The following is a 24,929-nucleotide window of genomic DNA, read 5'->3' on the forward strand; positions in this document are numbered from 1 at the left end:
CCAGCCTACGGCTTCCGGGCGAGCACCTCGTCGTAGACCTGCCGCGTGCGGTGCGCGATCGCGTCCCACGTGAACTCGCTCTCGACGCGGAGGCGTCCTGCGCGTCCCATGAGCTTGGCGAGCCCCTCGTCGGCCAGGACCTCGTCCAGCGTCCGGGCGAGGTCGGCCACGAAGCGGTCCGGGTCGTTCGGCGTGCCGGTGCCGTCCTGTGCCTGGTCGATCGGGACGATGCGCCCGGTCAGCCCGTCGGCGACGACCTCGGGGATGCCGCCCGTGCGCGTGCCGACCACGGGGATGCCACAGGCCATGGCCTCGAGGTTGACGATGCCGAGCGGCTCGTAGATCGACGGGCAGACGAACACGGTCCCCGACGACAGGACGTTCACGACCTCCTGGTGGGAGAGCATCCGGTCGATCCAGACCACACCGTCGCGCTCCGCGCGCAGGGACTCGACGAGTCCGGTCACCTCGGCCATGATCTCCGGCGTGTCCGGAGCGCCCGCGCACAGCACGATCTGCACGTCCGACGGCAGCGACGCCACCGCGCGGAGCAGGTACGGCAGGCCCTTCTGCCGGGTGATCCGGCCGACGAACACGACCGAGCGGCGCGACGGGTCGATGCCGAGCGCGCGCACGGCGTCCTCGTCGACGGTCGGCTTCCACTCGTCGATGTCGATGCCGTTGTAGACGACGTGGACCTTCGCCGGGTCGATGGACGGGTAGGAGCGCAGGATGTCCGCCCGCATGGCCTTCGAGACCGCGATCACGCCGTCGGCCTGCTCGAACGCCTCACGTTCCATCCAGCTCGACAGGCGGTAGCCGCCCCCGAGCTGCTCGGCCTTCCACGGGCGCAGTGGCTCGAGGCTGTGGGCCGTGACCACGTGCGGGATGCCGTGGGTGAGCTGCGCGATGCGCCCCGCGGCGTTGGCGTACCAGGTGTGGGAGTGCACCAGGTCGGCGCCCGCGACGTCGGCGGCGATGCGGACGTCGGTACCGAGCGCCTGGAGCGCGCCGTTCGCGTCCTCGAGGCCCTCGGGCGTGCGGTACGCCCACACGCCCTCCTCGTCACGGAACGCCCCGAAGGCGCGCACCCGGACGTCCGTGTCCGTCCCCGACCGCAGCGCAGCCGTGAGCTCGGCCACGTGGACACCCGCTCCGCCGTAGACCTCCGGCGGATACTCCCTGGTCAGTAGATCGACTCGCACGGACTCAACGTAACGGGTTCGCCGTCCGGACGCCTACTGTGAACCACATGGCACCAAAGAAGGTATTCGGCATCGTCCTCGCCGGCGGCGAGGGCAAGCGGCTCATGCCGCTCACGGCCGATCGCGCGAAGCCCGCCGTCCCGTTCGGCGGCAACTTCCGTCTCATCGACTTCGCGCTCTCCAACCTCGTGAACTCCGGGTTGCAGAAGATCGTCGTCCTGACCCAGTACAAGTCGCACAGCCTCGACCGTCACGTGGCCGAGACCTGGCGCATGGAGGGGCTCCTCGGGTCCTACGTCGCGTCGGTGCCGGCGCAGCAGCGACTCGGCAAGCGGTGGTTCGCCGGTTCGGCGGACGCGATCCTGCAGTCCCTCAACCTGCTCCGCGACGAGCGCCCGGACATCGTGGTCGTGGTCGGTGCGGACCACGTCTACCGCATGGACTTCCACCAGATGATCGAGGCGCACATCGCCTCCGGCCGCAGTGCCACGGTCGCGGCGATCCGGCAGCCGATCGGCCTCGCGGACCAGTTCGGCGTCATCCAGGTGGACCAGGACGACCCGACCAAGATCGACGCGTTCCTCGAGAAGCCGAAGGACGCCGTCGGCCTGGCCGACTCGCCGGACGAGATCCTCGCGTCGATGGGCAACTACGTGTTCAACGCCGACGCCCTCGTCGACGCGGTGCTCCGCGATGGCCAGATCGAGTCGAGCAAGCACGACATGGGCGGCGACATCGTCCCCGACTTCGTGGCCCGCGGCGACGCCGGCGTCTACGACCTGCAGCGCAACGACGTGCCCGGCTCGAACGACCGCGACCGGTACTACTGGCGCGACGTGGGGACGATCGACTCGTTCTTCGACGCCCACATGGACCTCATCGCGCCGGTCCCGGTCTTCAACCTGTACAACCAGGACTGGCCGATCTTCAACCAGCAGACGAACCTGCCGCCGGCGAAGTTCGTCCGCGACGCGAACGGCAACACCGGCTCGACGGTCGACTCGATCGTGGCGCTCGGGTGCCTGCTCTCCGGCGCCCAGGTGGAGCGCAGCGTCATCGGTCCGTGGTGCGGGATCGACTCGGGCGCGAAGGTCCTCGACTCCATCGTGTTCGAACGGGCGTCCATCGGCGCCGGTTCGGTCGTGAACCGCGCGATCCTCGACAAGGACGTGGTCATCGCGCCCGGTGCGCAGGTCGGCGTCGACCGCGAGACCGACGAGGCCCGCGGCTTCACCGTCACGGAGTCCGGCATCACGGTCGTCGGCAAGGGCGTCCGCGTCGAGGCCTAGTCCGGGACGGTCGCCGAGTCCGGGCTGCACCTACCGACGTCGGCAAGGGCGTCCGCGTCGAGGCCTAGTCCGGGACGGTCGCCGAGTCCGGGCTGCACCCGCTGACGTCGGCAAGGGCGTCCGCGTCGAGGTCTGACCCCACCGCACCGGCCTGGAGGCGCGGCTGACGTCACAGACGTCGGCCGCGCCTCCTGCTGTCGGTACCGTTGGTCCGTGCCACGCTTCCTCGTCGTCCTCGATGCCGACTCCACGCTGCTCGAGGACGAGGTCATCGAACTGCTCGCCGACCACGCCGGGACCCGGCCACAGGTGCAGGCGGTGACGGAGCGCGCCATGCGCGGCGAGATCGACTTCACCGAGAGCCTCCGGGAGCGGGTCGCGACCCTGGCGGGCCTCCAGGCCGACGTCTGCACCCGCGCGCAGCAGGCGGTCCGCGTCACGCGCGGAGCCGAGGAGCTCGTCCGGGGCGTCCACGCCGCAGGCGGCACGGTCGGCGTCGTGTCCGGCGGCTTCCACGAGGTGCTCGACCCCTTCGCCGCGCGCCTCGGCCTCGACCACTGCCGGGCGAACCGTCTCGAGGTGGTCGACGGCGTGCTCTCCGGTCGGGTGCTCGGTGACGTCGTCGACGCCGAGGCGAAGGCCGAGACCCTGCGTGCGTGGGCCGGGGCGGACGACGTCCCGCTGTCGCGCACGGTCGCGGTCGGCGACGGCGCCAACGACCTGGTCATGATGGGTGTCGCCGCCCTGGGCGTTGCCTTCGACGCGAAGCCGCTGGTGCGCGAGCGGGCGGACGTGGCGGTCGTCGACCGCGACCTGTCCGCGGTGCTCGCGACGCTGGGCCTGCGGGGCTGAGCCGCACGCGCCGCGGAGCCGAGTCTCGCCTCCGCGGACACGTTCGCGGACTCCACGTCGCGAACGTGTCCGCCCAGCCGAGTCTCGAGGACGGTCCGAGCGGGCCGCCGGTCGGTGTCCGGGGCTAGTGCCCCATCCCGAGACCGCCGTCGACCGGGATCACCGCACCCGAGACGTACCCGGCACCGTCGCTCGCCAGGAAGAGCGTGGCGTCGGCGACGTCGTCGACCGTGCCGTAGCGCGCCGCCGGGATCTGCTTCTTGAACTCGGCCTGCAGCTCCTCGGGCAGGGCTGCGGTCATGTCGGTCTGGATGAACCCCGGCGCGACGACGTTGGCCGTGATGCCGCGCGACCCGAGCTCGCGCGTGATCGAGCGGGCCATGCCGACCAGGGCAGCCTTGGACGAGGCGTAGTTGACCTGACCGACCTGTCCGTAGGCGCCCACGACGCTCGACATGAGCACGATGCGGCCGAACTTCGCCTTCATCATCCCCTTGGTCGCGCGCTTGACGACCCGGAACGTGCCGGTCAGGTTCGTGTCGACGACGCTCGTGAAGTCCTCCTCGGACATGCGGAGCAGGAGCTGGTCGTTCGTGATGCCCGCGTTGGCGACGAGGACCTCGATCGGCCCGAGCTCGGCCTCGACCTGCGTGAAGGCCGCGTCGACCGAGGCGGAGTCGGTGATGTCCGCGGCGACGGTGAGCGCCCCCTCGGGTCCGCCCTGGCCGCTGCGGGAGGTCACGGCGACCCGGTGCCCGGCGGCGACGAAACGCGCTGCGAGGGCGTGCCCGATGCCGCGGTTGCCGCCGGTGATGAGGACGGTACGGGGGGTGGTCATGATCGCTCCGTTCGAGTGGTGGTGACGCGGTGTCCGCCGACCTGACGGCCGAGCCGTGGGCCGCTGGACACGCCCGGACGAGCGTACCGGAGCCGTTCCCCGCAGCTGTCCCCCGCGCGGCGGGGCAACTGTCGGTGGTCCGGGCTTAGGCTTGACCCTGGCGAATGGAAGAACACCGTATGAAGTCGACGCAGCGCCGGTTCCACGCGACGCACACCCACTCCGGGTCCACGCAGAGCATCACGTCCCTGCCGGACTCCCCCGAGCTGGACCGGGCGCACCGCCTGTCCAAGTACGTCTGGCAGATGGGCGTGCGCGTGGTGTGCTTCATCGGCGCCGTCCTCGTGTGGACGACCTGGCACACGTGGCTGGCGGTCATCCCGATCGTCCTCGCCGCGGTCATCCCGTGGGTCGCGGTCATCCTCGCCAACGCCGGCAACCACGCCGAGAGCGACATCGTCGCCCCGGCCGGAGCCATCGAGCTCTACGACGCCGTCGACCCCCGCCTCCGCGAGCAGCAGGAGGACGCCCGGGCCGAGGCCTACCGTGCCGAGCAGGAACGCCTCCGCGAGCAGGCCCAGCACGCGCAGGAGGAGTGGCAGCGGAACGGCGACCGCTCCCGTGTGTGGTCCGCGAAGTCCCGGACGCGCCGCTGATGGGGGCGACGTTCGACCTCTTCACGGAGCCCGGCGCGACACCGGTCTGCTCCCGGGCCGGCTGCACGAACACCGCCGAGTGGCGGATCAACTGGCGGAACCCGCGCATCCACGCCGTCGACCGCGTGAAGATCTGGGCGGCCTGCGAGGAGCACTGCGACTTCCTCGCCGACTACCTGCGCTCCCGCTCCTTCCCGGTCCGGGTGACCGGGATGCACGAGGACGTCGACAGCCTCGACGACGTCCGTGCGCGGGAGGACGCCCCGAAGAACGACGTCGGGGTGCGCTCCAGCGGCACCGGACGATGACGGACGAGTTCGACCCCAGCGCCCGCTACGGCCGGAAGCACGCCGCGAAGCTCCAGCGCGACGCCGCTCCCGGGTCCGTCCACGCGGACACCACCGACGGCCCGACGGTCGGCTGGCGGTTCGTCCGGAGCCGCCGCTGGCTCGGGTACTTCGCGATCGCCGTGGCCTTCGCGATCATCTGCACGCTCTTCGGGATGTGGCAGTGGGACCGGCGCAACGAGGCCGTCCGGCAGAACGAGCAGATCGCGCAGAACTACGACCACACGCCCGTGCCGCTCGACCAGGCGCTCCCCCGGGCCTCGTCCTGGACCGACGACCAGCAGTGGCTCCGGGTCGAGGTCACCGGCCGGTACGACGTCGACGACCAGCTCCTCGTCCGCAACCGCGTGCACAACGGCCAGCCCGGGTTCGAGGTCCTCACGCCGCTCGTCACCGCCGACGGTCGCGCGTTCGTCGTCGACCGCGGGTGGGTGCCGACCGGCAACCGGCAGGACGCGCCGGACAGCGTCCCCGCTCCGCCGAGCGGACAGGTGACGGTGATCGCACGCCTGCAGCAGAGCGAGCCGCGCATCCCCGGCCGCACCGACCCCTCGCACACCGACCAGGTGCAGTCGGTGACGCTCGCCGACGTCGCGGGCAAGGTCGACGCCCCGATCTGGACGGGCGCGTACGGCCAGCTCGCCTCCGAGTCCCCCGCTCCTGCGGAGGCCCGGCCCCTCGGGTGGGACCGACCGTCCGCGGACACCGGTCTGCACCTCAGCTACTTCATCCAGTGGTTCCTCTTCGCCGCCGGAGGATTCGGCTTCCTGGCCTACGTGATGGTGCAGGAGTACCGGAACCTCAACCAGGACGACCCCGAGGAGCGCGAGCGTGCCCTCGAACGGCAGCGGCGGAAGGACGCCAAGCCGAGGTCCGACGACGAGGTCGAGGACGAGCTGCTCGGCGCGCACCGCTGACGGATCGCGACCCCGGGACGGACGGGAGGCGCGGTGCCGGCCGGCACCGTCCTCCCTCGCAGGCTCGGTCGGCGCGCCCCGCGCAACGCTCCGCGTTGCCGTCGAGCGGTGCGCGCCCGTCCGTCAGGGGGTCGCTACGCCAGCTCGATGAGCTCCGCGTAGTCCTTGTTCCAGTGGTCCTCGGTACCGTCCGGCAGCAGCAGCACCCGCTCGGGGTTGAGCGCGTCGACCGCACCGGCGTCGTGGGACACGAGCACCACGGCGCCCTCGAAGCCGGCCAGCGCGTTGAGGATCTCCTCGCGCGACGCCGGGTCGAGGTTGTTCGTGGGCTCGTCGAGCAGCAGCACGTTCGCGCCCGACACGACGATCATCGCGAGCGACAGCCGGGTCTTCTCACCACCGGACAGGACGCCGGCCTTCTTGTAGCCGTCGTCGCCGGTGAACAGGAACGAACCGAGCACACGACGGGCCTCGGTCTCGTTGAGGTCCGTCGACGCCGACACCATGTTCTCGATCACCGTGCGGTTCACGTCGATGTTCTCGTGCTCCTGCGCGTAGTACCCGATCCGCAGGCCGTGCCCGGGCAGGATCTCGCCCGTGTCCGGTCGGTCCGCACCCGCCAGGATCCGGAGCAGCGTCGTCTTGCCCGCACCGTTGAACCCGAGGATGACCACGCGCGACCCACGGTCGATCGCCAGGTCCACTCCGGCGAAGATCTCGAGCGAGCCGTACGACTTCGACAGCCCCTCGGCCATCAGCGGAGTGCGACCGCACGGTGCCGGCGTGGGGAAACGGATCTTCGCGACGCGGTCGGCGACGCGCTCGTCCTCCAGTCCGGCGAGCAGCTTGTCCGCGCGCGCGACCATCTGGTGCGCAGCGGCAGCCTTCGATGCCTTCGCGCCGAAGCGGGCGGCCTGGTCCTTCAGGGTCGCAGCCTTCTTCTCGGCGCCGGCGCGCTCCTTGCGGCGGCGCTCCTCGTCGGCCACGCGCTGCCGCTGGTAGAGCTTCCACCCCATGTTGTAGACGTCGATGGTCTGACGGTTCGCGTCGAGGTAGAAGACGCGGTTGACGACCTCGTCCACCAGCTCCACGTCGTGGGAGATGATGATGACGCCGCCGGGGTAGGTCTTCAGGTGCTCGCGGAGCCACACCACGGAGTCGGCGTCGAGGTGGTTCGTCGGCTCGTCGAGGATCATCGTCTCGGCGTCCGAGAACAGGATGCGGGCGAGTTCGATGCGCCGCCGCTGGCCACCCGACAGCGTCTTCAGCTGCTGGTCGAGGATGCGGTCCGGCAGCTTGAGGTTCGATGCGATCGACGCCGCTTCGGCCTCGGCGGCGTACCCGCCGAGCGCGTTGAACTGGTCGTCGAGCCGGCTGTACCGCCGCATGGCCTTCTCGGCCACGTCGGCGTCGTCGCTCGCCATGTCCAGCGTCGCCTGACGGATGCCCTCGACGAGCTCGCCGAGACCACGGGCGTCGAGGATGCGCTTGCGCGCGGTGTCCTCGGGGTTGCCCGAGCGCGGGTCCTGCGGCAGGTAGCCGATCTCCCCCGAGCGCTCGATCTTGCCGTCGGTCGGCTGCGACTCACCGGCGAGGGCCTTCGTCATCGTGGTCTTGCCGGCGCCGTTGCGCCCGACGAGCCCGATCTTGTCACCCTTCTCGACGCGGAAGGACACGTGCTCCATGAGGAGGCGAGCGCCTACGCGGATCTCGAGGTCGTGCACGGCAAGCACAGGAGGACGTCCAATCAGTTGGTGATGTGCACAACGACGTGTGCGGGAGGTGCACCGCTACGCTGACGGGACCGATGGTCCTCGAACGGGACCAGCAGTCCATTCTAGGAGAATCCATGACGAACGCCACCGGGTTCGCTCGCCGCGCAGTCCTCGCCGACCGTCTTCGCACCTCGGGGCTCGCCACCGACGCCGCCCTGGTCGCCGGCGGCGCGCTGTTCACCGCCGCGATGGCACAGCTCCAGGTGCCGATGTGGCCGGTCCCGATCACCGGGCAGACCCTGGCCGTCGTGCTCGTCGGCGCCACGCTCGGCGCCCGACGCGGCATGCTGTCGCTGCTCGTCTACGCCGTTGCGGGCCTCGCGGGTGCACCGTTCTTCGCCGAGTTCTCCGGTGGTCTCGCAGCCCTGGCCTCGCCGAGCTTCGGCTACGTCATCGGCTTCGTGCCGGCCGCCGGCCTGGTCGGCTGGCTCGCCCGCCGGAACTGGGACCGGAAGGTCGGGCGTGCCACGGTCGCGATGCTCCTGGCGACCGCCGTCCCCTTCGTCACGGGCCTGCCCTGGCTCGCGGTGGTGCTCGGTCAGCTCGGCGCGCCGAACGACCTCCAGTCGGTGCTCGCCGCCGGCCTCTACCCGTTCATCGTCGGTGGCGTCGCCAAGGCCCTCATCGCCGCCGGTGTCCTGCCTCTGGCGTGGAAGCTGGTCGGCCGCCGCTGACGCACCCGCACGACGACGGGCCCCGCACCTGCTGGTGCGGGGCCCGTCGCTGTTCCGACCCGGGCTGCTGTCTCCCGACGCGAGCGAGCACGACACGCCGCGCGACGATCGCCGGGCGGGCGATGGGCGTCGCGGGGACCGGTCGAACGTGACGGATCGTGCGCACTCGGCGTGGCGGGCGCACCGCACCGACGACGGACGGGAGGCGCGGTGCCAGCTGGCACCGCGCCTCCCGTCCGTCTGTCGTGGCGGCTAGATCGAGAAACCGAGCGCGCGCATCATCTCGCGTCCGTCGTCGGTGATCCGCTCCGGACCCCACGGCGGCATCCACACCCAGTTGATGCGGAACGCGTCGACGATGCCGTCGAGCGCGTTGGCGGTGTCGCCCTCGATGACGTCGGTCAGCGGGCAGCCCGCGCTCGTCAGCGTCATGCTGATCACGAGGGCGTTCGCCTCGTCGTCCATCGCGAGGTCGTAGATGAGGCCGAGGTCGACGATGTTGACGCCGAGCTCCGGGTCCTGGACCTCCTTGAGGCCCTCGACGACCTCGTCGAACTTCTCCGGGGAGAGTGCGGTGATCATCAGTTGCCCGCCGCTGCGGCCTGCACGTAGCGGTCGTAGCCCTCGTTCTCGAGGCGCTCGGCCAGCTCCGGACCACCCTGCTCGGCGACCTTGCCCGCGACGAACACGTGGACGAAGTCCGGCTTGATGTAGCGGAGGATGCGCGTGTAGTGCGTGATCAGCAGGACGCCGAGGCCGGTCGCTGCCTTCGCGCGGTTGACGCCCTCGGACACGATCTTCAGCGCGTCGACGTCGAGGCCGGAGTCGGTCTCGTCGAGCACGGCGAACTTCGGCTTGAGGAGCTCGAGCTGCATGATCTCGTGGCGCTTCTTCTCGCCGCCGGAGAAGCCCTCGTTGACGTTGCGCTCGGCGAACGACGAGTCCATCTTGAGGTCGGCCATCGACTGGCGCAGGTCCTTGACCCACCCACGGAGTGCGGGGGCCTCGCCGTCGATCGCGGTCTTCGCGGTACGGAGGAAGTTCGACACCGTGACGCCGGGGATCTCGACCGGGTACTGCATCGCGAGGAACATGCCGGCGCGGGCGCGCTCGTCGACGCTCATCGCGAGGACGTCCTCGCCGTCGAGCGTGATCGAGCCGCCGGTGACGTTGTAGCGCGGGTGACCGGCGATCGTGTAAGCCAGGGTGGACTTGCCGGAGCCGTTCGGCCCCATGATCGCGTGGATCTCGCCCTCGTTGATGGTGAGGTCGACGCCCTTCAGGATCTCCTTGGTGCCCTGGTCGGTGTCGATCGAGACCTGCAGGTCGCGGATTTCGAGAGTGGACATTGCGTTCCTTCGGTTACAGCTGCTGTGCGGCGTCAGCCGCGCGGGAAGAGTGGTGGTGTCGCTCAGTCGACGGGGACCGGGTCGTGCACGTCGACGTAGACGTCGCCGTCACGGACCTCGACCCGGAAGACCGGCACCGGCTCGTACGCCGGGAAGTTCTGCGGCTTGCCGGTGGCCAGCGAGAAGCGCGACCCGTGGGCCCAGCACTCGAGTGTGTCGCCCTCGACGAAGCCCTCGGCCAGGGAGATGTCCCCGTGCGTGCAGGTGTCGCCGATCGCGTGCACGGCCCCGGCCGAGTCCTTCACGATCGCCACGGCGGTGCCGTCCACGACGACGCGCATCGGGCTGTCGACGGCGATCTCCGACTCGGCGCAGACCTTCTCGGCCATCAGGCGTCCGCCTGCTCGGCCTCGGGCTCCGCAGCGGCGACCGCGGTCCGGCCGTCGGCGAGCTCCTGCTCGACCGCGGCGATCAGGCGCTCCTCGAGCTCGGGCGCGCCGATCTTCTGGATGACCTCGACCAGGAAGCCGAGCACGACGAGGCGCCGGGCTTCCTCCTCGGGGATGCCACGGGCCTGCAGGTAGAAGAGCTGCTCGTCGTCGAAGCGACCGGTCGCACTGGCGTGCCCGGCCCCCTCGATGTTGCCCGTCTCGATCTCGAGGTTCGGGATGCTGTCCGCGCGCGTGCCGTCGGTGAGCACCAGGTTGCGGTTCTGCTCGTACGAGTCGGTGCCGTCGCCGGCGCGCCCGATCAGCACGTCGCCGATCCAGACCGTGTGCGCACCCTCCCCCTGTAGCGCGCCCTTGTAGTTGACGCGGCCACGGGTGTTCGGGGCGTCGTGGTTCACGTACACCTGCTGCTCGATGTACTGGCCGGCGTCGGCGAAGTACACGCCGTACATCTCGGTGTCCGCACCCTGCGCCCCGAGGTGCGTCGAGGGGTTCACGCGGACGACGTCGCCGCCGAGCGAGACCACGACGTGCTTGAGGAAGGCGTCGCGACCGACCTCGGCGAACTGCGTCGACACGTGCACCGCGTCGTCGTCCCAGTCCTGCAGGCTGACCACCGTGAGCCGTGCGCCGTCACGGACGACGATCTCGACGTTCTCGCTGAGGAGCGCCGACCCGCGGTTGTCGATGACGACGATGCCCTGGGCGTGCTGCTCGGCCGTGATGACCGTGTGCGCCGCGCGGGCCTGCGTGCCGAAGTCCGAGCGGGTGATCGAGATCGACTCGTGCGCCTCGGTCGCCTTGACGGTGACCTTCAGCACCGCGTCGCGGGCGGTCCAGGCCGCCGCGGCCGCGCGGTCCTCGGGCAGGCCGGCGGTGCCGACGACCGGGTCGTCGCTGCGACCCCACTCGACGTCGGCCCCCTCGGTCTGGCGGGCCAGGAACGGGTAGGCGGAGCCGTCGAGGCCACCCTCGAGCAACGGCTGGAGCTTCGCGAGCGGCGCGAACTTCCAGTTGACCTCGCGGCCGGTCACCGGCGGGAACGCGTCGAGGTCACCGGACTGCGGCCGCTCGGACCGGGTCTGGACCGGGACCTTCGCGTCCCAGCCGCCGTCGGAGTGCGCGCGGGCACCGTGCTGGTCGGTGCCCTGCGTGCTGCGTGCGGACGGAGCCTGCTGGCCCTGTGCGACGGCCGAGGGCTCGACCGGCTGGTCGATGCGCGGTGCGGGGGTGGCCCCGTCGGTGGGTGTCGGGTTGGTGCTGGTGTTCGACATCTAGCCGACGGATCCTTCCATGCTCATCTCGATGAGCTTGTTGAGTTCGAGCGCGTACTCCATCGGGAGCTCGCGGGCGATGGGCTCGATGAACCCGCGGACGATCATGGCCATGGCCTCGTCCTCCGGCATGCCGCGCGACATGAGGTAGAACAGCTGCTCCTCGCTCACGCGGGAGACCGTGGCCTCGTGGCCGAGCTGGACGTCGTCGACGCGGATGTCGATCGCCGGGTACGTGTCGCTGCGGCTCACCGTGTCGACGAGCAGCGCGTCACAGCGGACCGTGTTCGCGGCGTGGTGCGCGGCCGGGTCGACGCGGACCTCACCGCGGTAGCCGGCGCGGCCGCCGCCACGGGCGATCGACTTCGAGACGATCGACGACGTCGTGTACGGCGCCATGTGGATCATCTTCGCGCCGGCGTCCTGGTGCTGGCCCGGACCGGCGAACGCGACGGACAGGGTCTCGCCCTTGGCGTGCTCACCGGCGAGGTAGATCGACGGGTACTTCATCGTGACCTTCGACCCGATGTTCCCGTCGATCCACTCCATCGTCGCGCCCTCGTGCGCGATCGCGCGCTTGGTGACGAGGTTGTAGACGTTGCTCGACCAGTTCTGGATCGTCGTGTAGCGCACGCGGGCGTTCTTCTTCACGATGATCTCGACCACGGCGGAGTGCAGCGAGTCCGACTTGTAGATCGGCGCCGTGCAGCCCTCGATGTAGTGGACGTAGGAGTCCTCGTCCGCGATGATCAGCGTCCGCTCGAACTGGCCCATGTTCTCGGTGTTGATCCGGAAGTAGGCCTGCAGCGGGATCTCGACGTGCACGCCCTTCGGGACGTAGACGAACGAGCCGCCGGACCACACGGCGGTGTTCAGCGCGGCGAACTTGTTGTCGCCGGCCGGGATCACCGAGCCGAAGTACTCCTCGAAGAACTCCGGGTGCTCGCGGAGCGCCGTGTCGGTGTCCATGAAGATGACGCCCTGCTGCTCCAGGTCCTCGCGGATCTGGTGGTAGACGACCTCGGACTCGTACTGGGCGGCGACACCGGCGACGAGGCGCTGGCGCTCCGCCTCGGGGATGCCGAGGCGCTCGTAGGTGTTGCGGATGTCCTCCGGCAGCTCTTCCCAGGTCTGGGCCTGCTTCTCGGTGGACTTCACGAAGTACTTGATGTTGTCGAAGTCGATGTCCGACAGGTCGGCACCCCACGACGGCATGGGCTTGCGGTCGAACAGCGTCAGCGCCTTGAGGCGGAGCTTGTGCATCCACTCGGGCTCGTTCTTCCGGGCGGAGATGTCGCTGACCACCTCGTCCGACAGACCACGGCGCGCGGACGCGCCGGCCGTGTCGGAGTCGGACCAGCCGAACTCGTACTGGCCGAGCCCTTCGAGTTCTGGACGGTCGATGAGCACGTCGGACATGGTCTCCTCGTTTCCTTCTCGCGGCAGCGTCTGTCGGGACAACCCGTGACGTCCGGACGCCATTCCACCGCGGACCTCCGACAGGAGTCCCACGGCGTTGCTGCCTCGCAACGTCGATGGTCCCACGCAGTCGTCCGACCGATCGGCGATCACGGCCCATTCGGAGCCGGCGCCTGCCTAGACTTGACTGCTGCTGAACCCTCGAATCCTACAGGTTCACCGCACGGAACAACAGGAAGGCACCACCCTCGTGACTCGCGTCGGACCCACCGTCGAGCAGGGCGTCCGCCCCGGCACCCGCACGCCGCGGTGGTGGTCCCTCCCCCGCGCCGTCGACCCCCGCGTGATCTGGCTCGCCTGGGCGTCCTTCGTCGTCGAGGTGGTGCTGATCGGCACCGGCGGCCTCGTCCGCCTGACGGCGTCCGGGCTCGGCTGCCCGACGTGGCCGAAGTGCACCGCCGAGTCGCTCGTGTCGACCCCGGAGATGGGGATCCACGGCGTGATCGAGTTCGGGAACCGTCTGCTCACCTTCGTGCTGGTGGTGGTCGCGGTCGCGATGTTCCTCGCCGTCGTCCGCATGCGCCGCACGCGCCCCGAGCTCTTCTGGCTCGCCTTCGCCCAGGGCATCGCGATCCCCGTGCAGGCGGTGATCGGCGGCCTCAGCGTCCTCACGAACCTCAACCCGTTCGTCGTCGGGCTGCACTTCGTGGTGTCGACGACGCTCGTCACGGTGACGGCGACGCTCGTGTACCGCTCGATGAACGGTCCGCGCACCGCGGTGCGGCTCGTCCCGGGCTGGTACACCGGCCTGGTCCGCGGCACCGTCGTCGCGGTGGTCGTCACCGTCCTGGTCGGCATCCTGACCACGGGCTCCGGGCCGCACGCGGGTGCGAGCGAGGCGGTCGACGGGGGCCGTCTGCACCGCACCGGGTTCGACCCGCAGCTGATGGAGCACCTGCACGCGATCCCGGCCTACGCGCTGTTCGCGCTGACGCTGGCGCTCGTCGTCGGCGCGGTCGTCCTCCGGCTGTCGAGCCGCTGGGCCCTCGTCCTGCTCGTCGTCGAGTTCGTGCAGATCGCCGTCGGCCTGACCCAGGCGCGCACGGGCCTGCCGGTCGGCCTGGTGGGGACCCACATGGTGCTCGCCGGACTCCTCGTCGGTGCGGTCACCGTCGTCGTGCTCAGCACGCGCGGCAGCGCCGGTCGCCAGGCCGCGCGGGAGCGCATCACCGCCTGACGCGGTCGTTCGCCACCCTCCGACGTCCCACGCGTCGCCTCCGTCCCGAGCGCCGACGCGTGGGACGTCGTCGTCCGCACGGCTCCGGTCCCGTGACCACGCACAGGACGCCGGCGTCGGCGCAGGACGCCTCCGACCACGCGGGACGCCTCCGGATCCGGCACCGTCTCGCGCAGGTGCGACCGTCTCGTGCGGACGCCGCCGTCCCGCACCTCGGCACCGGGCCGGCCACGATGCGGACGGGAGGCGCAGCACCGCCCACCCCGCGCCTCCCGTCCGACGCCCGGTCGCGGCCGCGCGTCTGCTGCGACATTCCCGTCGTCGTACGACAGCGGCATCGTCGCAGGGCGCACGCGCATCGTGCAGCCCACGTCGCCGGCGGACAGCCGCGACATCCCCGTCGTCGTACGACAGCGGAGCTGTCGCGTCGGCCCGCGCCACCCGGGTCGACCCGGGCACGCACCCCGCGCGCCCGTGTCCGAGCCGCGCCCACCCGACCCGCGAACGCCCGACCCGGGACCGCCCGCGCTGCGCCCCGACGCACGGAGCGCCGCCGGCAGACCGGCGGCGCTCCGTGCGCGGGCGACGAACCCTGGCTAGATCGTGAAGGTGAAGACCTGCGGCAGCAGCGGGTCGATGCCCACCGCGATGAACAGCAGCGTCAGGTACGTGATCGAGCTGTGGAACACCCGCATCGGCTGGACCTGCTCCACGTGCTGGATCGCCCGCGAGTACAGCCGGTGCGACTCGACGACGAACCAGATGCCCCCGGCCAGGGCGACGACCGTGTACAGCGGCCCCATGTGCGCGACCGGGATGAGCAGCAGCGAGCAGACGAGCGTCGCCCAGGCGTAGAGCACGACCTGCAGCCCGACGACGGTGCGGCCGCGCACGACCGCGAGCATCGGCACGTCGGCGGCGTCGTAGTCGTCGCGGTACTTCATCGACAGCGGCCAGTAGTGCGGCGGCGTCCAGAGGAAGATCACCATGAAGAGGATGATCGGCGCCCAGGTCAGCGACCCGGTGACACCGGCCCAGCCGATGAGCACCGGCATGCACCCGGCGGATCCGCCCCAGACGATGTTCTGCGGGGTGCGGCGCTTGAGCCAGAGCGTGTAGACGCAGACGTAGATCAGGATCGCGACGACGCTGAGCGCGGCGGCCAGCCAGTTCACCAGGAAGCCGAGGACGGCGGTCGACAGGACGGCGAGCGTCCACGAGAACACCAGTGCCTCCTTGTCGGAGAGCTCACCGGTGACCAGGGGGCGCTGGCTGGTGCGCTTCATCAGCCGGTCGATGTCGCGGTCGATGTAGCAGTTGAACGCCGAGGCCGACCCTGCCGACATCGCGCCGCCGAGCATCGTCCAGAACACGAGCCAGAGGTCCGGGACCCCGCGCTCCGCCAGGAACATCGTCGGAGCGGTCGTGACGAGGAGCAGCTCCATGACCCGGGGCTTCGTCAGCGAGACGTACGCGCGGACCTTGCGGGACAGCGTCGAGCGGGGTCGATCGGTGTCGGGCCGGGTCGCGGTGGCAGTCAACAGGGGAACCTCAGTCCGTTCGCGTCAGCTCGCACGCTCGGTGGGCGGCTCCGTCACCGTCGGGGCGTGCGTCGACCCGGAATGCACACGGGTCGACACCAGTTTAGGCCATCGAGGCGCCGCGAGGATGCCCCGCCTCGCCGACCGGGCCGGCTGCCCGACACGGCACCGTCGTCACCTGGACACCTTCTGAGTGCGTGGTCACTATGCTGGACACGCCCTCCCGCATCGTGTGCCCCGAAGACGTCGGCCGCGAAGAGCCGGTCGGCCGCCGCTCGACGGCGACACGACACACGGCCCCGGGACGGCGATCATGTCCGTGCGATGGCACGAGCCCTCGCACATGTCGCAACAACGAAGGGTCAACATCCAAGTGGCTGAATTCACCTGGGACGCCATCGACCGGAAGGCCGTCGACACGGCACGCGTCCTCGCCGCCGACGCGGTCGAGGCCGCCGGCAACGGTCACCCCGGCACCGCGATGAGCCTCGCGCCGGTCGCCCACCTGCTCTTCCAGAAGGTGATGCGTCGCGACCCCAGCGACTCCACCTGGATCGGTCGCGACCGCTTCATCCTCTCCGCCGGTCACGCCTCGATCCTGCAGTACGTGCAGTTCTACCTGCACGGCTACGGCCTCGAGCTCGAGGACCTGCAGCACCTGCGCAAGTGGGGCTCGAAGACCCCGGGTCACCCGGAGTACGGCCACACCGACGGTGTCGAGATCACCACCGGCCCGCTCGGCCAGGGCCTCGCCTCGGCGGTCGGCTTCGGCTACGCGCAGCGCTTCGAGCGCGGCCTGTTCGACCCGGAGACCGCCGACGGCGAGTCGCCCTTCGACCACTTCACCTACGTGATCGCCGGTGACGGTGACATGCAGGAGGGCGTCACCAACGAGGCCGCGAGCCTCGCGGGCCGTCAGCAGCTCGGTCGCCTGGTCGTCTTCTACGACTCGAACCAGATCTCGATCGAGGACGACACCGACATCGCGTTCTCCGAGGACGTCGCGGCCCGCTACGAGGCCCTCGGCTGGCACGTCCAGCACGTCGACTGGAAGAAGACCGGCGAGTACTCCGAGGACGTCGAGGAGCTCCACCGCGCCGTCGAGGCCGCCAAGGCCGAGACGACCAAGCCGTCGCTCATCGTCCTCAAGACGATCATCGGTTGGCCGTCGCCGACCAAGCAGAACTCCGGCAAGATCCACGGTTCGGCGCTCGGTGCCGACGAGCTCAAGGGCCTCAAGGAGGTCCTCGGCTTCGACGCGGACAAGACCTTCCACGTCGACCCGGAGGTGCTCGAGTACACCCGCGGTGCGATCACCAAGGGCCAGGCCGAGCACGCCGAGTGGACGAAGATCTTCGACGCGTGGGCTGCGGCCAACCCGGAGAAGAAGGCCATGCTCGACCGCATCAACGCGGGCGAGCTCCCCGAGGGCCTCGAGGAGGCGCTGCCGGTCTTCTCCACCGAGAAGGCCGTCTCGACCCGCGCCGCCTCCGGCAAGGTCATCAACGCCATCGCGCCGCTCATGCCCGAGTTCTGGGGCGGTTCGGCGGACCTCGCCGAGTCGAACCTGACCACGATCGAGGGCGCGAAGTCCTTCGGTCCGGCCGAGGCGTCGACGAAGACCTGGAGCACCGACCCGTACGGCCGCGTGCTGCACTTCGGCATCCGCGAGCACGCGATGGGCTCGATCCTGTCCGGCATCGTCCTGCACGGGAACACCCGCCCCTTCGGCGGCACGTTCCTCATCTTCAGCGACTACATGCGTCCGGCGGTCCGTCTCGCCGCGCTCATGAAGGCGCCGGCGATCTACGTCTGGACCCACGACTCCATCGCCCTGGGCGAGGACGGCCCGACGCACCAGCCGATCGAGCAGATCACCGCGCTCCGTGCGATCCCGGGTCTCGACGTCGTCCGTCCGGCCGACGCCAACGAGGTGTCGTACGCGTGGCTCGAGATGCTCAAGCACAAGGACCGTCCGGCCGGCATCGCGCTGAGCCGTCAGAACCTCCCCGTCTTCGAGCGTGGCGAGGGCGACGCCTCCGGCGAGACGCTCGCCTCGGCGAAGAACGTCGCGAAGGGCGCGTACGTCCTGGCCGAGGCGCCGAACGGCACCCCGGACGTGATCCTCATCGCGACCGGTTCCGAGGTCCAGATCGCGGTCGACGCGCGTGAGCAGCTCAAGGGCGAGGGCATCAACGCCCGCGTCGTGAGCGCCCCCTCGCTCGAGTGGTTCTTCGAGCAGTCGGAGTCCTACCGCGAGCAGGTCCTGCCGAAGGCCGTCACCGCGCGCGTCTCGGTCGAGGCCGGCATCGCGATGAGCTGGCGCGACATCGTCGGCGACAAGGGCCGCAGCGTGTCGATCGAGCACTTCGGTGCATCGGCCGACTACCAGCGCCTGTTCGCCGAGTTCGGTTTCACCACCGAGCACGTCGTCGCCGCCGCCAAGGAATCGATCGCAGCGTCCTGACCCACGAGGGGCCGGATCCGGTACGCCGGGTCCGGCCCCTCTGCCGGGAGGCACGCGGCGGCCCCGCCACCGCGCCTCCCGGCCCACAGACCACGACACACACGGCCCTGGTCGCCTCCGCGCACCGGGCCGGTCGACGAAAGAAGAAGAGAAACCATGGCTGAGAACACCCCCACCGCCGCCCTCTCCGAGGTCGGCGTCAGCATCTGGCTCGACGACCTGTCGCGCGAGCTGCTCGAGACCGGCAAGCTGACCGAGCTGATCGAGCAGAAGAACGTCGTCGGCGTCACCACGAACCCGACGATCTTCGCGTCGGCCCTCGCCAAGGGCGAGCGCTACGACTCGCAGGTCAAGGAGCTCGCGGCGAAGGGCACCGACGTCACCGAGGCGATCTTCGAGATCACCACGCAGGACGTCGCGAACGCGTCCGACGTCTTCAAGCCGATCTACGACGAGACCAAGGGCTTCGACGGCCGTGTCTCGATCGAGGTCGAGCCGGGCCTCGCCCACGACACCCAGAAGACCATCGAGCAGGCCAAGTTCCTGTTCGAGAAGGTCGGTCGCGAGAACGTCCTCATCAAGATCCCCGCGACGCTCGAGGGCCTCGAGGCCATCACCGAGGTCATCGGTGCCGGCATCTCGGTCAACGTCACCCTGATCTTCTCGCTCGAGCGCTACCGCGCCGTCATCGACGCCTACCTCGGTGGCCTCGAGAAGGCCAAGGCCGCGGGCCACGACCTCTCGAAGATCCACTCGGTCGCCTCGTTCTTCGTGTCGCGTGTCGACTCCGAGATCGACAAGCGCCTCGACGCCGCGGGCACCGACGAGGCGAAGGCCCTCAAGTCGAAGGCCGGCATCGCCAACGCGCAGCTCGCGTACCAGGTCTGGACCGAGCAGTTCGCCACCGAGCGTGCCCTCGGCCTGCTCGAGTCCGGTGCCAACACGCAGCGTCCGCTGTGGGCCTCGACCGGTGTCAAGGACCCGTCGCTGCCCGACACGCTCTACGTGACCGAGCTCGCCGCGCCGAACACGGTCAACACCATGCCGGGCAAGACGCTCGACGCGACGTTCGACCACGGCGAGATCCACGGTGACGCCATCGCCGGCTCGTTCGACGACGCGCAGCAGGTCATGGACCAGATCGCTGCCGCCGGTGTCGACTACGACGACGTCGTCGCGCTGCTCGAGAAGGAGGGCGTCGACAAGTTCAACGTCTCCTGGGGCGAGCTCGTCGACACGGTGAAGACCGCGCTCGAGAACAGCAAGTAAGCACGACCGGAGCCTGCGTCCGGAGGACGGGACCACCGTCCCCCGGACGCAGGCACCCCCGGTCAGGACCCGACCGCCGGAGCCGCGACGCGCCTCCCGGCCGGACCTGACCACCACGACGGCGGAGTCGCCGCTGCCCCCGCAGCGCAGCGCTCCGCCGTCTCCGTTCGACCCACAAGGAGTCCACACTCATGTCACCGGTGGCGATCACCCCGGAGCACAACCCGCTCCGGTTGCCGACCGACCGACGTCTGAACCGGATCGCGGGGCCCAGCACCCTCATCATCTTCGGCGTGACGGGCGACCTGTCCCGCAAGAAGCTGATGCCCGCGGTCTACGACCTGGCGAACCGAGGGCTCCTGCCCCCGGGATTCGCACTCGTCGGGTTCGCCCGGCGCGACTGGGAGGACCAGGACTTCTCCCAGCTCGTGCACGACGCGGTCCGGGACCACTCCCGCACCCCCTTCGACGAGGCCGTCTGGAAGCAGCTCGAGCAGGGCATCCGCTTCGTGCAGGGCTCGTTCGACGACCCCGAGGCCTTCCTCGAGCTGAAGCGCACCGTCGACGAGCTCGACGCGGAGCGCGGCACGCTCGGCAACCACGCCTTCTACCTCTCCATCCCACCGAAGATGTTCCCGGTGGTGACCGAGCAGCTCAAGGTCTCCGGACTGACCGAGAAGCGCGAGGGCTCCTGGAGCCGCGTGGTCGTCGAGAAGCCGTTCGGCTCCGACCTCCGCACCGCGCGCGAGCTGAACGCGATCGTCGAGAGCGTCTTCGCGCCCGACGACGTGTTCCGCATCGACCACTACCTCGGCAAGGAGACCGTCCAGAACCTGCTGACGCTCCGGTTCGCGAACCAGATGTACGAACCCATCTGGAACTCGAACTACGTCGACCACGTGCAGATCACGATGGCCGAGGACATCGGCGTCGCCGGTCGGGCCGCGTACTACGACGGCATCGGCGCAGCCCGCGACGTCATCCAGAACCACCTGCTACAGCTCCTCGCGCTCACCGCGATGGAGGAACCCGTCTCGTTCAAGGCCGCTGACCTGCGCGCCGAGAAGGAGAAGGTGCTCTCCGCCGTGCGCCTGCCCGAGGACCTCGCCACGGCGACGGCACGCGGCCAGTACGACGGTGGCTGGCAGGGCGGCGAGAAGGTCCTGGGCTTCCTCGAGGAAGCGGGGATGGACCCCGAGTCCACGACCGAGACCTACGCGGCGATCAAGCTCGACATCGCGACCCGCCGCTGGCAGGGCGTCCCGTTCTACCTGCGGGCAGGCAAGCGCCTCGGCCGTCGCGTGACCGAGATCGCGATCGTCTTCAAGCGCGTCCCCGAGGACGTCTACGGCAACACGCAGGCACCCCTCGGGCAGAACGCGCTCGTCATCCGTGTCCAGCCGGACGAGGGCGTCACGCTCCGCTTCGGCTCGAAGGTCCCGGGCGTCGGCACGCAGGTGCGCGACGTGACGATGGACTTCGGCTACGGACACGCGTTCACCGAGGCCTCGCCGGAGGCGTACGAGCGACTCATCCTCGACGTGCTCCTCGGCGACCCTCCCCTGTTCCCCCGTCACCAAGAGGTGGAACTGTCGTGGAAGATCCTCGACCCGATCGAGGAGTTCTGGGCCACGCAGGGCCAGCCCGAGCAGTACCGTCCCGGCACGTGGGGTCCGGCGTCCGCCGATGCCCTGCTCGCCCGCGACGGCCGGACCTGGAGGCGTCCATGAAGATCGACCTGCCGAACACCACGGTCTCGAAGATCCAGAAGAAGCTCGTCCACATCCGCGAGGAGGGTGGCGCCGTCGCCCTCGGCCGCGTGCTGACGCTCATCATCTCGACCGCCCTCGGGCACGAGGAAGAGGCGATCTCGGCCGCGAACCAGGCGTCGCGCGAGCACCCGATGCGGGTGATCATCGTGTCGAAGAACGACGGCGACACGAAGTCCCCCGGTCGACTCGACGCCCAGATCCGCGTCGGCAGCGATGCGGGCGCGAGCGAGGTCATCGTCCTCCGTGCGTACGGCGAGACCGCGACGGACGAGGAGAGCCTGGTCACCGGCCTCCTCCTGTCCGACGCCCCCGTCGTCGCATGGTGGCCGCAGGCCGCTCCGGAGCAGCCGGCAGCGTCCGCGCTGGGCCGGATCGCGCAGCGTCGCATCACGGATGCCGCCGCGCAGAAGGACCCGAACAGCGCGATCGAGGCGCTCGGGAAGTCCTACGTGCCGGGTGACACCGACTTCGCGTGGACCCGCCTGACGCTCTGGCGCAACCAGCTCGCCGCGGCGCTCGACCAGCCGCCGTACGAGCCCGTCACCGGCGTCGAGGTGTCCGGTGCGAGCGACAGTCCGTCCACGATCCTGCTCGCCGCGTGGCTCCAGCTGCAGCTGCAGGTGCCGGTGTCCGTCGTCACCTCGCCGCGGGCCACCGGGTCGAGCGGCATCCACGGGGTCAAGCTCGAGCGTGCCTCGGGCACGATCGACCTCGAGCGCTCGCTCGTCGACGTCGCGACCCTGTCGATGCCCGGGCAGCCGACGCACGACCTGTCGCTGCCCCGACGGAACCTGCGCGACTGCCTCGCAGAGGAACTCCGTAGACTCGACGCGGACGTCCTCTTCGGAGACGTCGTCAAGCACGGGGTGCCCCAGCTGCGCGAGTCCATCGCCGGCTGAGCACCGCACACGGCCGGGGTCCGGGCGGCGGTCGACACGACCGCCGCCCGCCCCGGTCGGACCGAAGGCGGTCGCACCGGTCGGCCGCCACGAACACGGGAGACACGTGACCAACGAACGACGGGTGCTGGTGCACCCGGACAAGCAGTCCCTCGGCGCGTCGGTCGCCGCTCGCTTCATCACGAAGATCATCGACGTGCTGGACGAGCAGGAGCGCGCGGACATCGCGATCAGCGGCGGCTCGGTGTCGACCCTGGTCCTCGCGGCGATCGGGCAGTCGCCTGCGCGTGAGAGCGTGGACTGGTCGAAGGTGCACGTGTGGTGGGTCGACGAGCGCTGGGTCGCCGAGGGCGATGCGGACCGCAACGTCACCGGCACGCAGACGGACTTCTTCGAGCACGTGGACATCCCGCAGGCGAACATCCACCCGATGGCACCGTCCGACGCCGGGCTGTCCATCGACGAGGCCGCCGCACAGTACGAGCGCGAGCTCCAGGAGGCAGCACCCGTGGGTGCGGTCGCGCCGCGCTTCGACATCACGCTGCTCGGGGTCGGCCCCGACGGCCACACGGCGTCGCTCTTCCCCGAGTTCCCGCAGCTCGCGGTGACCGACCGTGCCGTGCTGACGGTCGACGACTCCCCCAAGCCGCCGGCGCAGCGCCTGACGCTGTCCTTCCCGGTGATCAACGCCTCGCAGCGCGTGTGGGTCATCCTGTCCGGCGCCGAGAAGGCGTCGGTGCTCGGCCTCGCACTGGCCGGTGCCGCGGTGGACGAGGTCCCCGTCGGCGGCGTGCAGGGCCGCAAGCGCACCGTGTTCTTCGTGGACCAGGACGCCGCGCGCGAGGTCCCCGAGAACCTCATCGCGTCGACCTACTAGACGCGACCCCCAGACGGACGGGAGGCGCGGTGCCGGCTGGCACCGCGCCTCCCGTCCGTCGTCGGTGCCGGCCCGCGCAACTGCCGTGCGGACGTCGCCTGCCCGCTTCCGGTCGCACGACTTGCCGCTCACCTCCGACCCCGACGGCATGTCGTGCGACCCGAACGACCGCGCGCGGCACGTCCTGCGACCGGAACAGCCAGGACCGGAGGACCGAGGGGCACCGACTACACGTCCCGCGGACGACGAAGGCCCCCGCACCGGATCGGTGCGGGGGCCTTCTGACGTCGGGTGCTACTTCGCGGTACCGCGGCGCTGCCGGAGCTGCTGCAGCGCGTCCTCGAGGAGCTGCGCTGCCTCTTCCTCGGTGCGGCGCTCCTTCACGTACGCGAGGTGCGTCTTGTAGGGCTCGGTCTTCGCGACGACGGGAGGGTTCTCCTTGTCGCGGCCGGCCGGCAGACCCGTCGACGGCGAGTCCACCGTCTCCGGGATCTCGTCGTCCGGCAGGGTCGCCGAGAAGTACCGCACGACCTCGTTGCCGAGGGCGTCCCAGTACGAGACGGCCACGCGCTCGGCCTGGACGCCGCGGTCCTGCTCCCCCATCGGACCCGCGCCGACGCGGGACCCTCGGATTGCACTGCCTCCGGTTGCCATGGCTCAGCTCCCTGCCGTGAACTTGTTGATGAGACCGAGCACGATGATCGAGACGATCCAGACCAGACCGAGGATCACCGTGATGCGGTTGAGGTTGCGCTCGGCGACGCCGGACGCCCCGAGGTTGCTCGTCACGCCGCCGCCGAACATGTCGGAGAGACCGCCACCGCGGCCCTTGTGCAGGAGGATGAGGAGCGTGAGCAGGAGGCTCGTGATCGCGAGCAGGACCTGCAGCACGACGGAGAGTATCGCCACGACGTACCTTTCGTGTGAAGTCAGCCCTGCAAGTGTAGCGGGCCGCGTGAGCAGCCCCGACACCGGCACGGGCGTGGCTCAGGCCGGCCACGCGGACGTGGCCGGCCTGAGCAGGATGGATCAGAGTCCGACGTGCTGCCGGAAGCGCGCGATCGCCGCGAACTCCTGCACGTCGAGCGAGGCCCCACCGACGAGCGCGCCGTCGATGTCGGGCTCGCGCAGGAAGCCGGCGATGTTGCCCGACTTCACAGAACCGCCGTAGAGCACGCGCGTGCTGGCGGCGAGGTCGTCGCCCCAGGCCTCGGCGATCCCGCGACGCAGCGCGGCGCAGTCCTCCTGGGCCTGTTCCGCAGTCGCGGCCTGACCGGAACCGATCGCCCAGACCGGTTCGTACGCGACGACGATCTCGGACGGCTTCACGGCCTCGAGGACGACCTTGAGCTGTTCGACCGGGACGACACCGGCGCCGCGCTGCTCGCGCTCCTCGCCGGTCTCACCGACACAGACCACCGGCACGAGGCCGTGCTTGACTGCAGCGGCGGTCTTCGCGGCGACGACCTCGTCGGTCTCCCCGTGCAGCGTGCGCCGCTCGGAGTGTCCGACGATGACGTACTGCGCGTCGAGCGCTGCGAGGAACGCCCCGGACACGTCACCGGTGTGGGCACCGGAGTCGTACTGGGACAGGTCCTGGGCGCCGAACCGGATCTCGAGCTTGTCGGCCGAGATGAGCGTCTGCACGCTGCGGAGGTCCGTGAAGGGCGGGAACACCGCGACCTCGACGTCGTCGTGGTCGTGGCGGGCATCCTTCAGGGTCCACGCGAGCTTCTGCACGGTGGCGATGGCCTGGAGGTGGTCCAGGTTCATCTTCCAGTTACCGGCGATGAACGGACGGCGGTTCATGCTGCGTCCTTCCC

The 24,929-nt window shown here is 70.2% G+C and carries 24 protein-coding genes; 12 read left to right on the top strand and 12 right to left on the bottom strand.

Annotated elements, in window-relative coordinates; genetic code table 11:
- Positions 1–5: 5 nt before the first annotated feature.
- Positions 6–1,205: a glycogen synthase gene (gene glgA, locus NI26_RS08355; RefSeq protein ID WP_066654393.1), complete on the bottom strand. Its 1,200-nt coding sequence runs from the start codon at positions 1,203–1,205 to the stop codon at positions 6–8.
- 47 nt (positions 1,206–1,252) lie between these two features.
- Between glgA and glgC the strand changes: the two genes are divergently transcribed.
- Together glgC and serB are read left to right on the top strand one after the other, a co-directional pair.
- A complete protein-coding gene (glgC, locus tag NI26_RS08360) occupies positions 1,253–2,494 on the top strand; it encodes a glucose-1-phosphate adenylyltransferase (RefSeq protein WP_066654395.1) in 1,242 nt (413 codons plus the stop codon).
- A gap of 213 nt (positions 2,495–2,707) precedes the next feature.
- On the top strand, positions 2,708–3,346 hold the full coding sequence (serB, locus tag NI26_RS08365; protein WP_066654397.1) for a phosphoserine phosphatase SerB: 639 nt from the start codon (positions 2,708–2,710) through the stop codon (positions 3,344–3,346).
- A gap of 124 nt (positions 3,347–3,470) precedes the next feature.
- Here the strand turns inward: serB and fabG are convergent, their stop codons facing one another.
- On the bottom strand, positions 3,471–4,184 hold the full coding sequence (fabG, locus tag NI26_RS08370) for a 3-oxoacyl-ACP reductase FabG (RefSeq protein ID WP_066654398.1): 714 nt from the start codon (positions 4,182–4,184) through the stop codon (positions 3,471–3,473).
- A 164-nt stretch (positions 4,185–4,348) separates the two neighbouring features.
- Here fabG and NI26_RS08375 point away from each other — a divergent pair, with 164 nt between their 5' ends.
- Genes NI26_RS08375 through NI26_RS08385 form a run of 3 tightly spaced genes read left to right on the top strand, consistent with a single transcriptional unit; the run spans position 4,349 to position 6,104 of the window.
- Entirely contained in the window at positions 4,349–4,840 is a 492-nt protein-coding gene (locus NI26_RS08375) for a DUF3099 domain-containing protein (RefSeq protein WP_081984867.1), read from the top strand.
- Positions 4,840–5,148 carry a hypothetical protein gene (locus NI26_RS08380; protein ID WP_081985298.1) on the top strand — a complete coding sequence of 103 codons (309 nt, stop codon included), beginning with the start codon at positions 4,840–4,842 and terminating at the stop codon, positions 5,146–5,148. Before NI26_RS08375 ends, NI26_RS08380 begins: the two co-directional genes overlap by 1 nt.
- The gene (locus NI26_RS08385) at positions 5,145–6,104 is read left to right on the top strand and encodes an SURF1 family cytochrome oxidase biogenesis protein (protein WP_081984869.1); all 960 of its coding nucleotides are present in this window, start codon (positions 5,145–5,147) and stop codon (positions 6,102–6,104) included. Before NI26_RS08380 ends, NI26_RS08385 begins: the two co-directional genes overlap by 4 nt.
- A gap of 134 nt (positions 6,105–6,238) precedes the next feature.
- On the opposite strand, the gene NI26_RS08390 is transcribed toward NI26_RS08385, so the two are convergent.
- Positions 6,239–7,837, bottom strand: coding sequence for an ABC-F family ATP-binding cassette domain-containing protein (locus NI26_RS08390; protein WP_066654400.1), 1,599 nt, complete (start codon positions 7,835–7,837; stop codon positions 6,239–6,241).
- A 74-nt stretch (positions 7,838–7,911) separates the two neighbouring features.
- Here NI26_RS08390 and NI26_RS08395 point away from each other — a divergent pair, with 74 nt between their 5' ends.
- Positions 7,912–8,553: a biotin transporter BioY gene (locus NI26_RS08395; protein WP_308301845.1), complete on the top strand. Its 642-nt coding sequence runs from the start codon at positions 7,912–7,914 to the stop codon at positions 8,551–8,553.
- A 252-nt stretch (positions 8,554–8,805) separates the two neighbouring features.
- Here the strand turns inward: NI26_RS08395 and NI26_RS08405 are convergent, their stop codons facing one another.
- The 5 genes from NI26_RS08405 to sufB all read right to left on the bottom strand — a co-directional run bounded on the left by NI26_RS08405 (position 8,806) and on the right by sufB (position 13,044).
- Positions 8,806–9,135: a metal-sulfur cluster assembly factor gene (locus NI26_RS08405; RefSeq protein ID WP_022902786.1), complete on the bottom strand. Its 330-nt coding sequence runs from the start codon at positions 9,133–9,135 to the stop codon at positions 8,806–8,808.
- Positions 9,135–9,902, bottom strand: coding sequence for a Fe-S cluster assembly ATPase SufC (gene sufC / locus NI26_RS08410; protein WP_066654406.1), 768 nt, complete (start codon positions 9,900–9,902; stop codon positions 9,135–9,137). Before sufC ends, NI26_RS08405 begins: the two co-directional genes overlap by 1 nt.
- A 62-nt stretch (positions 9,903–9,964) precedes the next feature.
- Complete coding sequence (locus tag NI26_RS08415) at positions 9,965–10,291, bottom strand: non-heme iron oxygenase ferredoxin subunit (RefSeq protein ID WP_081984870.1); 327 nt, start codon at positions 10,289–10,291, stop codon at positions 9,965–9,967.
- Entirely contained in the window at positions 10,291–11,625 is a 1,335-nt protein-coding gene (gene sufD, locus NI26_RS08420; RefSeq protein ID WP_081984872.1) for a Fe-S cluster assembly protein SufD, read from the bottom strand. The genes NI26_RS08415 and sufD overlap by 1 nt, the downstream gene beginning before the upstream one ends.
- Entirely contained in the window at positions 11,626–13,044 is a 1,419-nt protein-coding gene (gene sufB, locus NI26_RS08425; protein ID WP_066654410.1) for a Fe-S cluster assembly protein SufB, read from the bottom strand.
- Positions 13,045–13,294: 250 nt separating this feature from the next.
- Between sufB and NI26_RS08430 the strand changes: the two genes are divergently transcribed.
- A complete protein-coding gene (locus NI26_RS08430) occupies positions 13,295–14,281 on the top strand; it encodes a COX15/CtaA family protein (RefSeq protein WP_081984874.1) in 987 nt (328 codons plus the stop codon).
- Positions 14,282–14,877: 596 nt separating this feature from the next.
- On the opposite strand, the gene NI26_RS08435 is transcribed toward NI26_RS08430, so the two are convergent.
- Positions 14,878–15,822, bottom strand: a complete 945-nt coding sequence (locus NI26_RS08435; RefSeq protein WP_066654411.1) for a heme o synthase — start codon at positions 15,820–15,822, stop codon at positions 14,878–14,880.
- A gap of 373 nt (positions 15,823–16,195) precedes the next feature.
- Between NI26_RS08435 and tkt the strand changes: the two genes are divergently transcribed.
- The 5 genes from tkt to pgl all read left to right on the top strand — a co-directional run bounded on the left by tkt (position 16,196) and on the right by pgl (position 23,106).
- Positions 16,196–18,289 carry a transketolase gene (tkt, locus tag NI26_RS08440; protein ID WP_066654415.1) on the top strand — a complete coding sequence of 698 codons (2,094 nt, stop codon included), beginning with the start codon at positions 16,196–16,198 and terminating at the stop codon, positions 18,287–18,289.
- 156 nt (positions 18,290–18,445) lie between these two features.
- On the top strand, positions 18,446–19,558 hold the full coding sequence (gene tal / locus NI26_RS08445) for a transaldolase (protein WP_066654417.1): 1,113 nt from the start codon (positions 18,446–18,448) through the stop codon (positions 19,556–19,558).
- Between the two features lie 191 nt (positions 19,559–19,749).
- Positions 19,750–21,288 carry a glucose-6-phosphate dehydrogenase gene (gene zwf, locus NI26_RS08450; protein WP_066654419.1) on the top strand — a complete coding sequence of 513 codons (1,539 nt, stop codon included), beginning with the start codon at positions 19,750–19,752 and terminating at the stop codon, positions 21,286–21,288.
- Positions 21,285–22,229 carry a glucose-6-phosphate dehydrogenase assembly protein OpcA gene (locus tag NI26_RS08455; RefSeq protein ID WP_066654421.1) on the top strand — a complete coding sequence of 315 codons (945 nt, stop codon included), beginning with the start codon at positions 21,285–21,287 and terminating at the stop codon, positions 22,227–22,229. Before zwf ends, NI26_RS08455 begins: the two co-directional genes overlap by 4 nt.
- A 106-nt stretch (positions 22,230–22,335) precedes the next feature.
- Positions 22,336–23,106: a 6-phosphogluconolactonase gene (gene pgl, locus NI26_RS08460; protein ID WP_066654423.1), complete on the top strand. Its 771-nt coding sequence runs from the start codon at positions 22,336–22,338 to the stop codon at positions 23,104–23,106.
- A gap of 294 nt (positions 23,107–23,400) precedes the next feature.
- Here pgl and NI26_RS08465 read toward each other — a convergent pair whose 3' ends face one another.
- The 3 genes from NI26_RS08465 to tpiA all read right to left on the bottom strand — a co-directional run bounded on the left by NI26_RS08465 (position 23,401) and on the right by tpiA (position 24,915).
- Positions 23,401–23,760 (bottom strand): RNA polymerase-binding protein RbpA, encoded by a 360-nt coding sequence (locus tag NI26_RS08465; protein WP_066654425.1) that lies wholly within the window; start codon positions 23,758–23,760, stop codon positions 23,401–23,403.
- Positions 23,761–23,763: 3 nt separating this feature from the next.
- Positions 23,764–24,015: a preprotein translocase subunit SecG gene (secG, locus tag NI26_RS08470; RefSeq protein WP_058727797.1), complete on the bottom strand. Its 252-nt coding sequence runs from the start codon at positions 24,013–24,015 to the stop codon at positions 23,764–23,766.
- Positions 24,016–24,135: 120 nt separating this feature from the next.
- Positions 24,136–24,915 carry a triose-phosphate isomerase gene (gene tpiA / locus NI26_RS08475; protein WP_066654426.1) on the bottom strand — a complete coding sequence of 260 codons (780 nt, stop codon included), beginning with the start codon at positions 24,913–24,915 and terminating at the stop codon, positions 24,136–24,138.
- Positions 24,916–24,929: the final 14 nt, after the last annotated feature.

Origin of the sequence: Curtobacterium sp. MR_MD2014 (assembly GCF_000772085.1) — a bacterium.
In the GTDB taxonomy this organism is placed as follows: domain Bacteria; phylum Actinomycetota; class Actinomycetes; order Actinomycetales; family Microbacteriaceae; genus Curtobacterium.

Coding starts and splice junctions, on each gene's coding strand:
- NI26_RS08455 (WP_066654421.1), top strand. CDS start 21,285: ATGAAGATCGACCTGCCGAACACCACGGTCTCGAAGATCCAGAAGAAG.
- sufB (WP_066654410.1), bottom strand. CDS start 13,044: ATGTCCGACGTGCTCATCGACCGTCCAGAACTCGAAGGGCTCGGCCAG.
- NI26_RS08415 (WP_081984870.1), bottom strand. CDS start 10,291: ATGGCCGAGAAGGTCTGCGCCGAGTCGGAGATCGCCGTCGACAGCCCG.
- sufC (WP_066654406.1), bottom strand. CDS start 9,902: ATGTCCACTCTCGAAATCCGCGACCTGCAGGTCTCGATCGACACCGAC.
- glgC (WP_066654395.1), top strand. CDS start 1,253: ATGGCACCAAAGAAGGTATTCGGCATCGTCCTCGCCGGCGGCGAGGGC.
- tpiA (WP_066654426.1), bottom strand. CDS start 24,915: ATGAACCGCCGTCCGTTCATCGCCGGTAACTGGAAGATGAACCTGGAC.
- NI26_RS08385 (WP_081984869.1), top strand. CDS start 5,145: ATGACGGACGAGTTCGACCCCAGCGCCCGCTACGGCCGGAAGCACGCC.
- NI26_RS08465 (WP_066654425.1), bottom strand. CDS start 23,760: ATGGCAACCGGAGGCAGTGCAATCCGAGGGTCCCGCGTCGGCGCGGGT.
- NI26_RS08380 (WP_081985298.1), top strand. CDS start 4,840: ATGGGGGCGACGTTCGACCTCTTCACGGAGCCCGGCGCGACACCGGTC.
- NI26_RS08375 (WP_081984867.1), top strand. CDS start 4,349: ATGGAAGAACACCGTATGAAGTCGACGCAGCGCCGGTTCCACGCGACG.
- tal (WP_066654417.1), top strand. CDS start 18,446: ATGGCTGAGAACACCCCCACCGCCGCCCTCTCCGAGGTCGGCGTCAGC.
- fabG (WP_066654398.1), bottom strand. CDS start 4,184: ATGACCACCCCCCGTACCGTCCTCATCACCGGCGGCAACCGCGGCATC.
- zwf (WP_066654419.1), top strand. CDS start 19,750: ATGTCACCGGTGGCGATCACCCCGGAGCACAACCCGCTCCGGTTGCCG.
- NI26_RS08395 (WP_308301845.1), top strand. CDS start 7,912: ATGGTCCTCGAACGGGACCAGCAGTCCATTCTAGGAGAATCCATGACG.
- sufD (WP_081984872.1), bottom strand. CDS start 11,625: ATGTCGAACACCAGCACCAACCCGACACCCACCGACGGGGCCACCCCC.
- NI26_RS08405 (WP_022902786.1), bottom strand. CDS start 9,135: ATGATCACCGCACTCTCCCCGGAGAAGTTCGACGAGGTCGTCGAGGGC.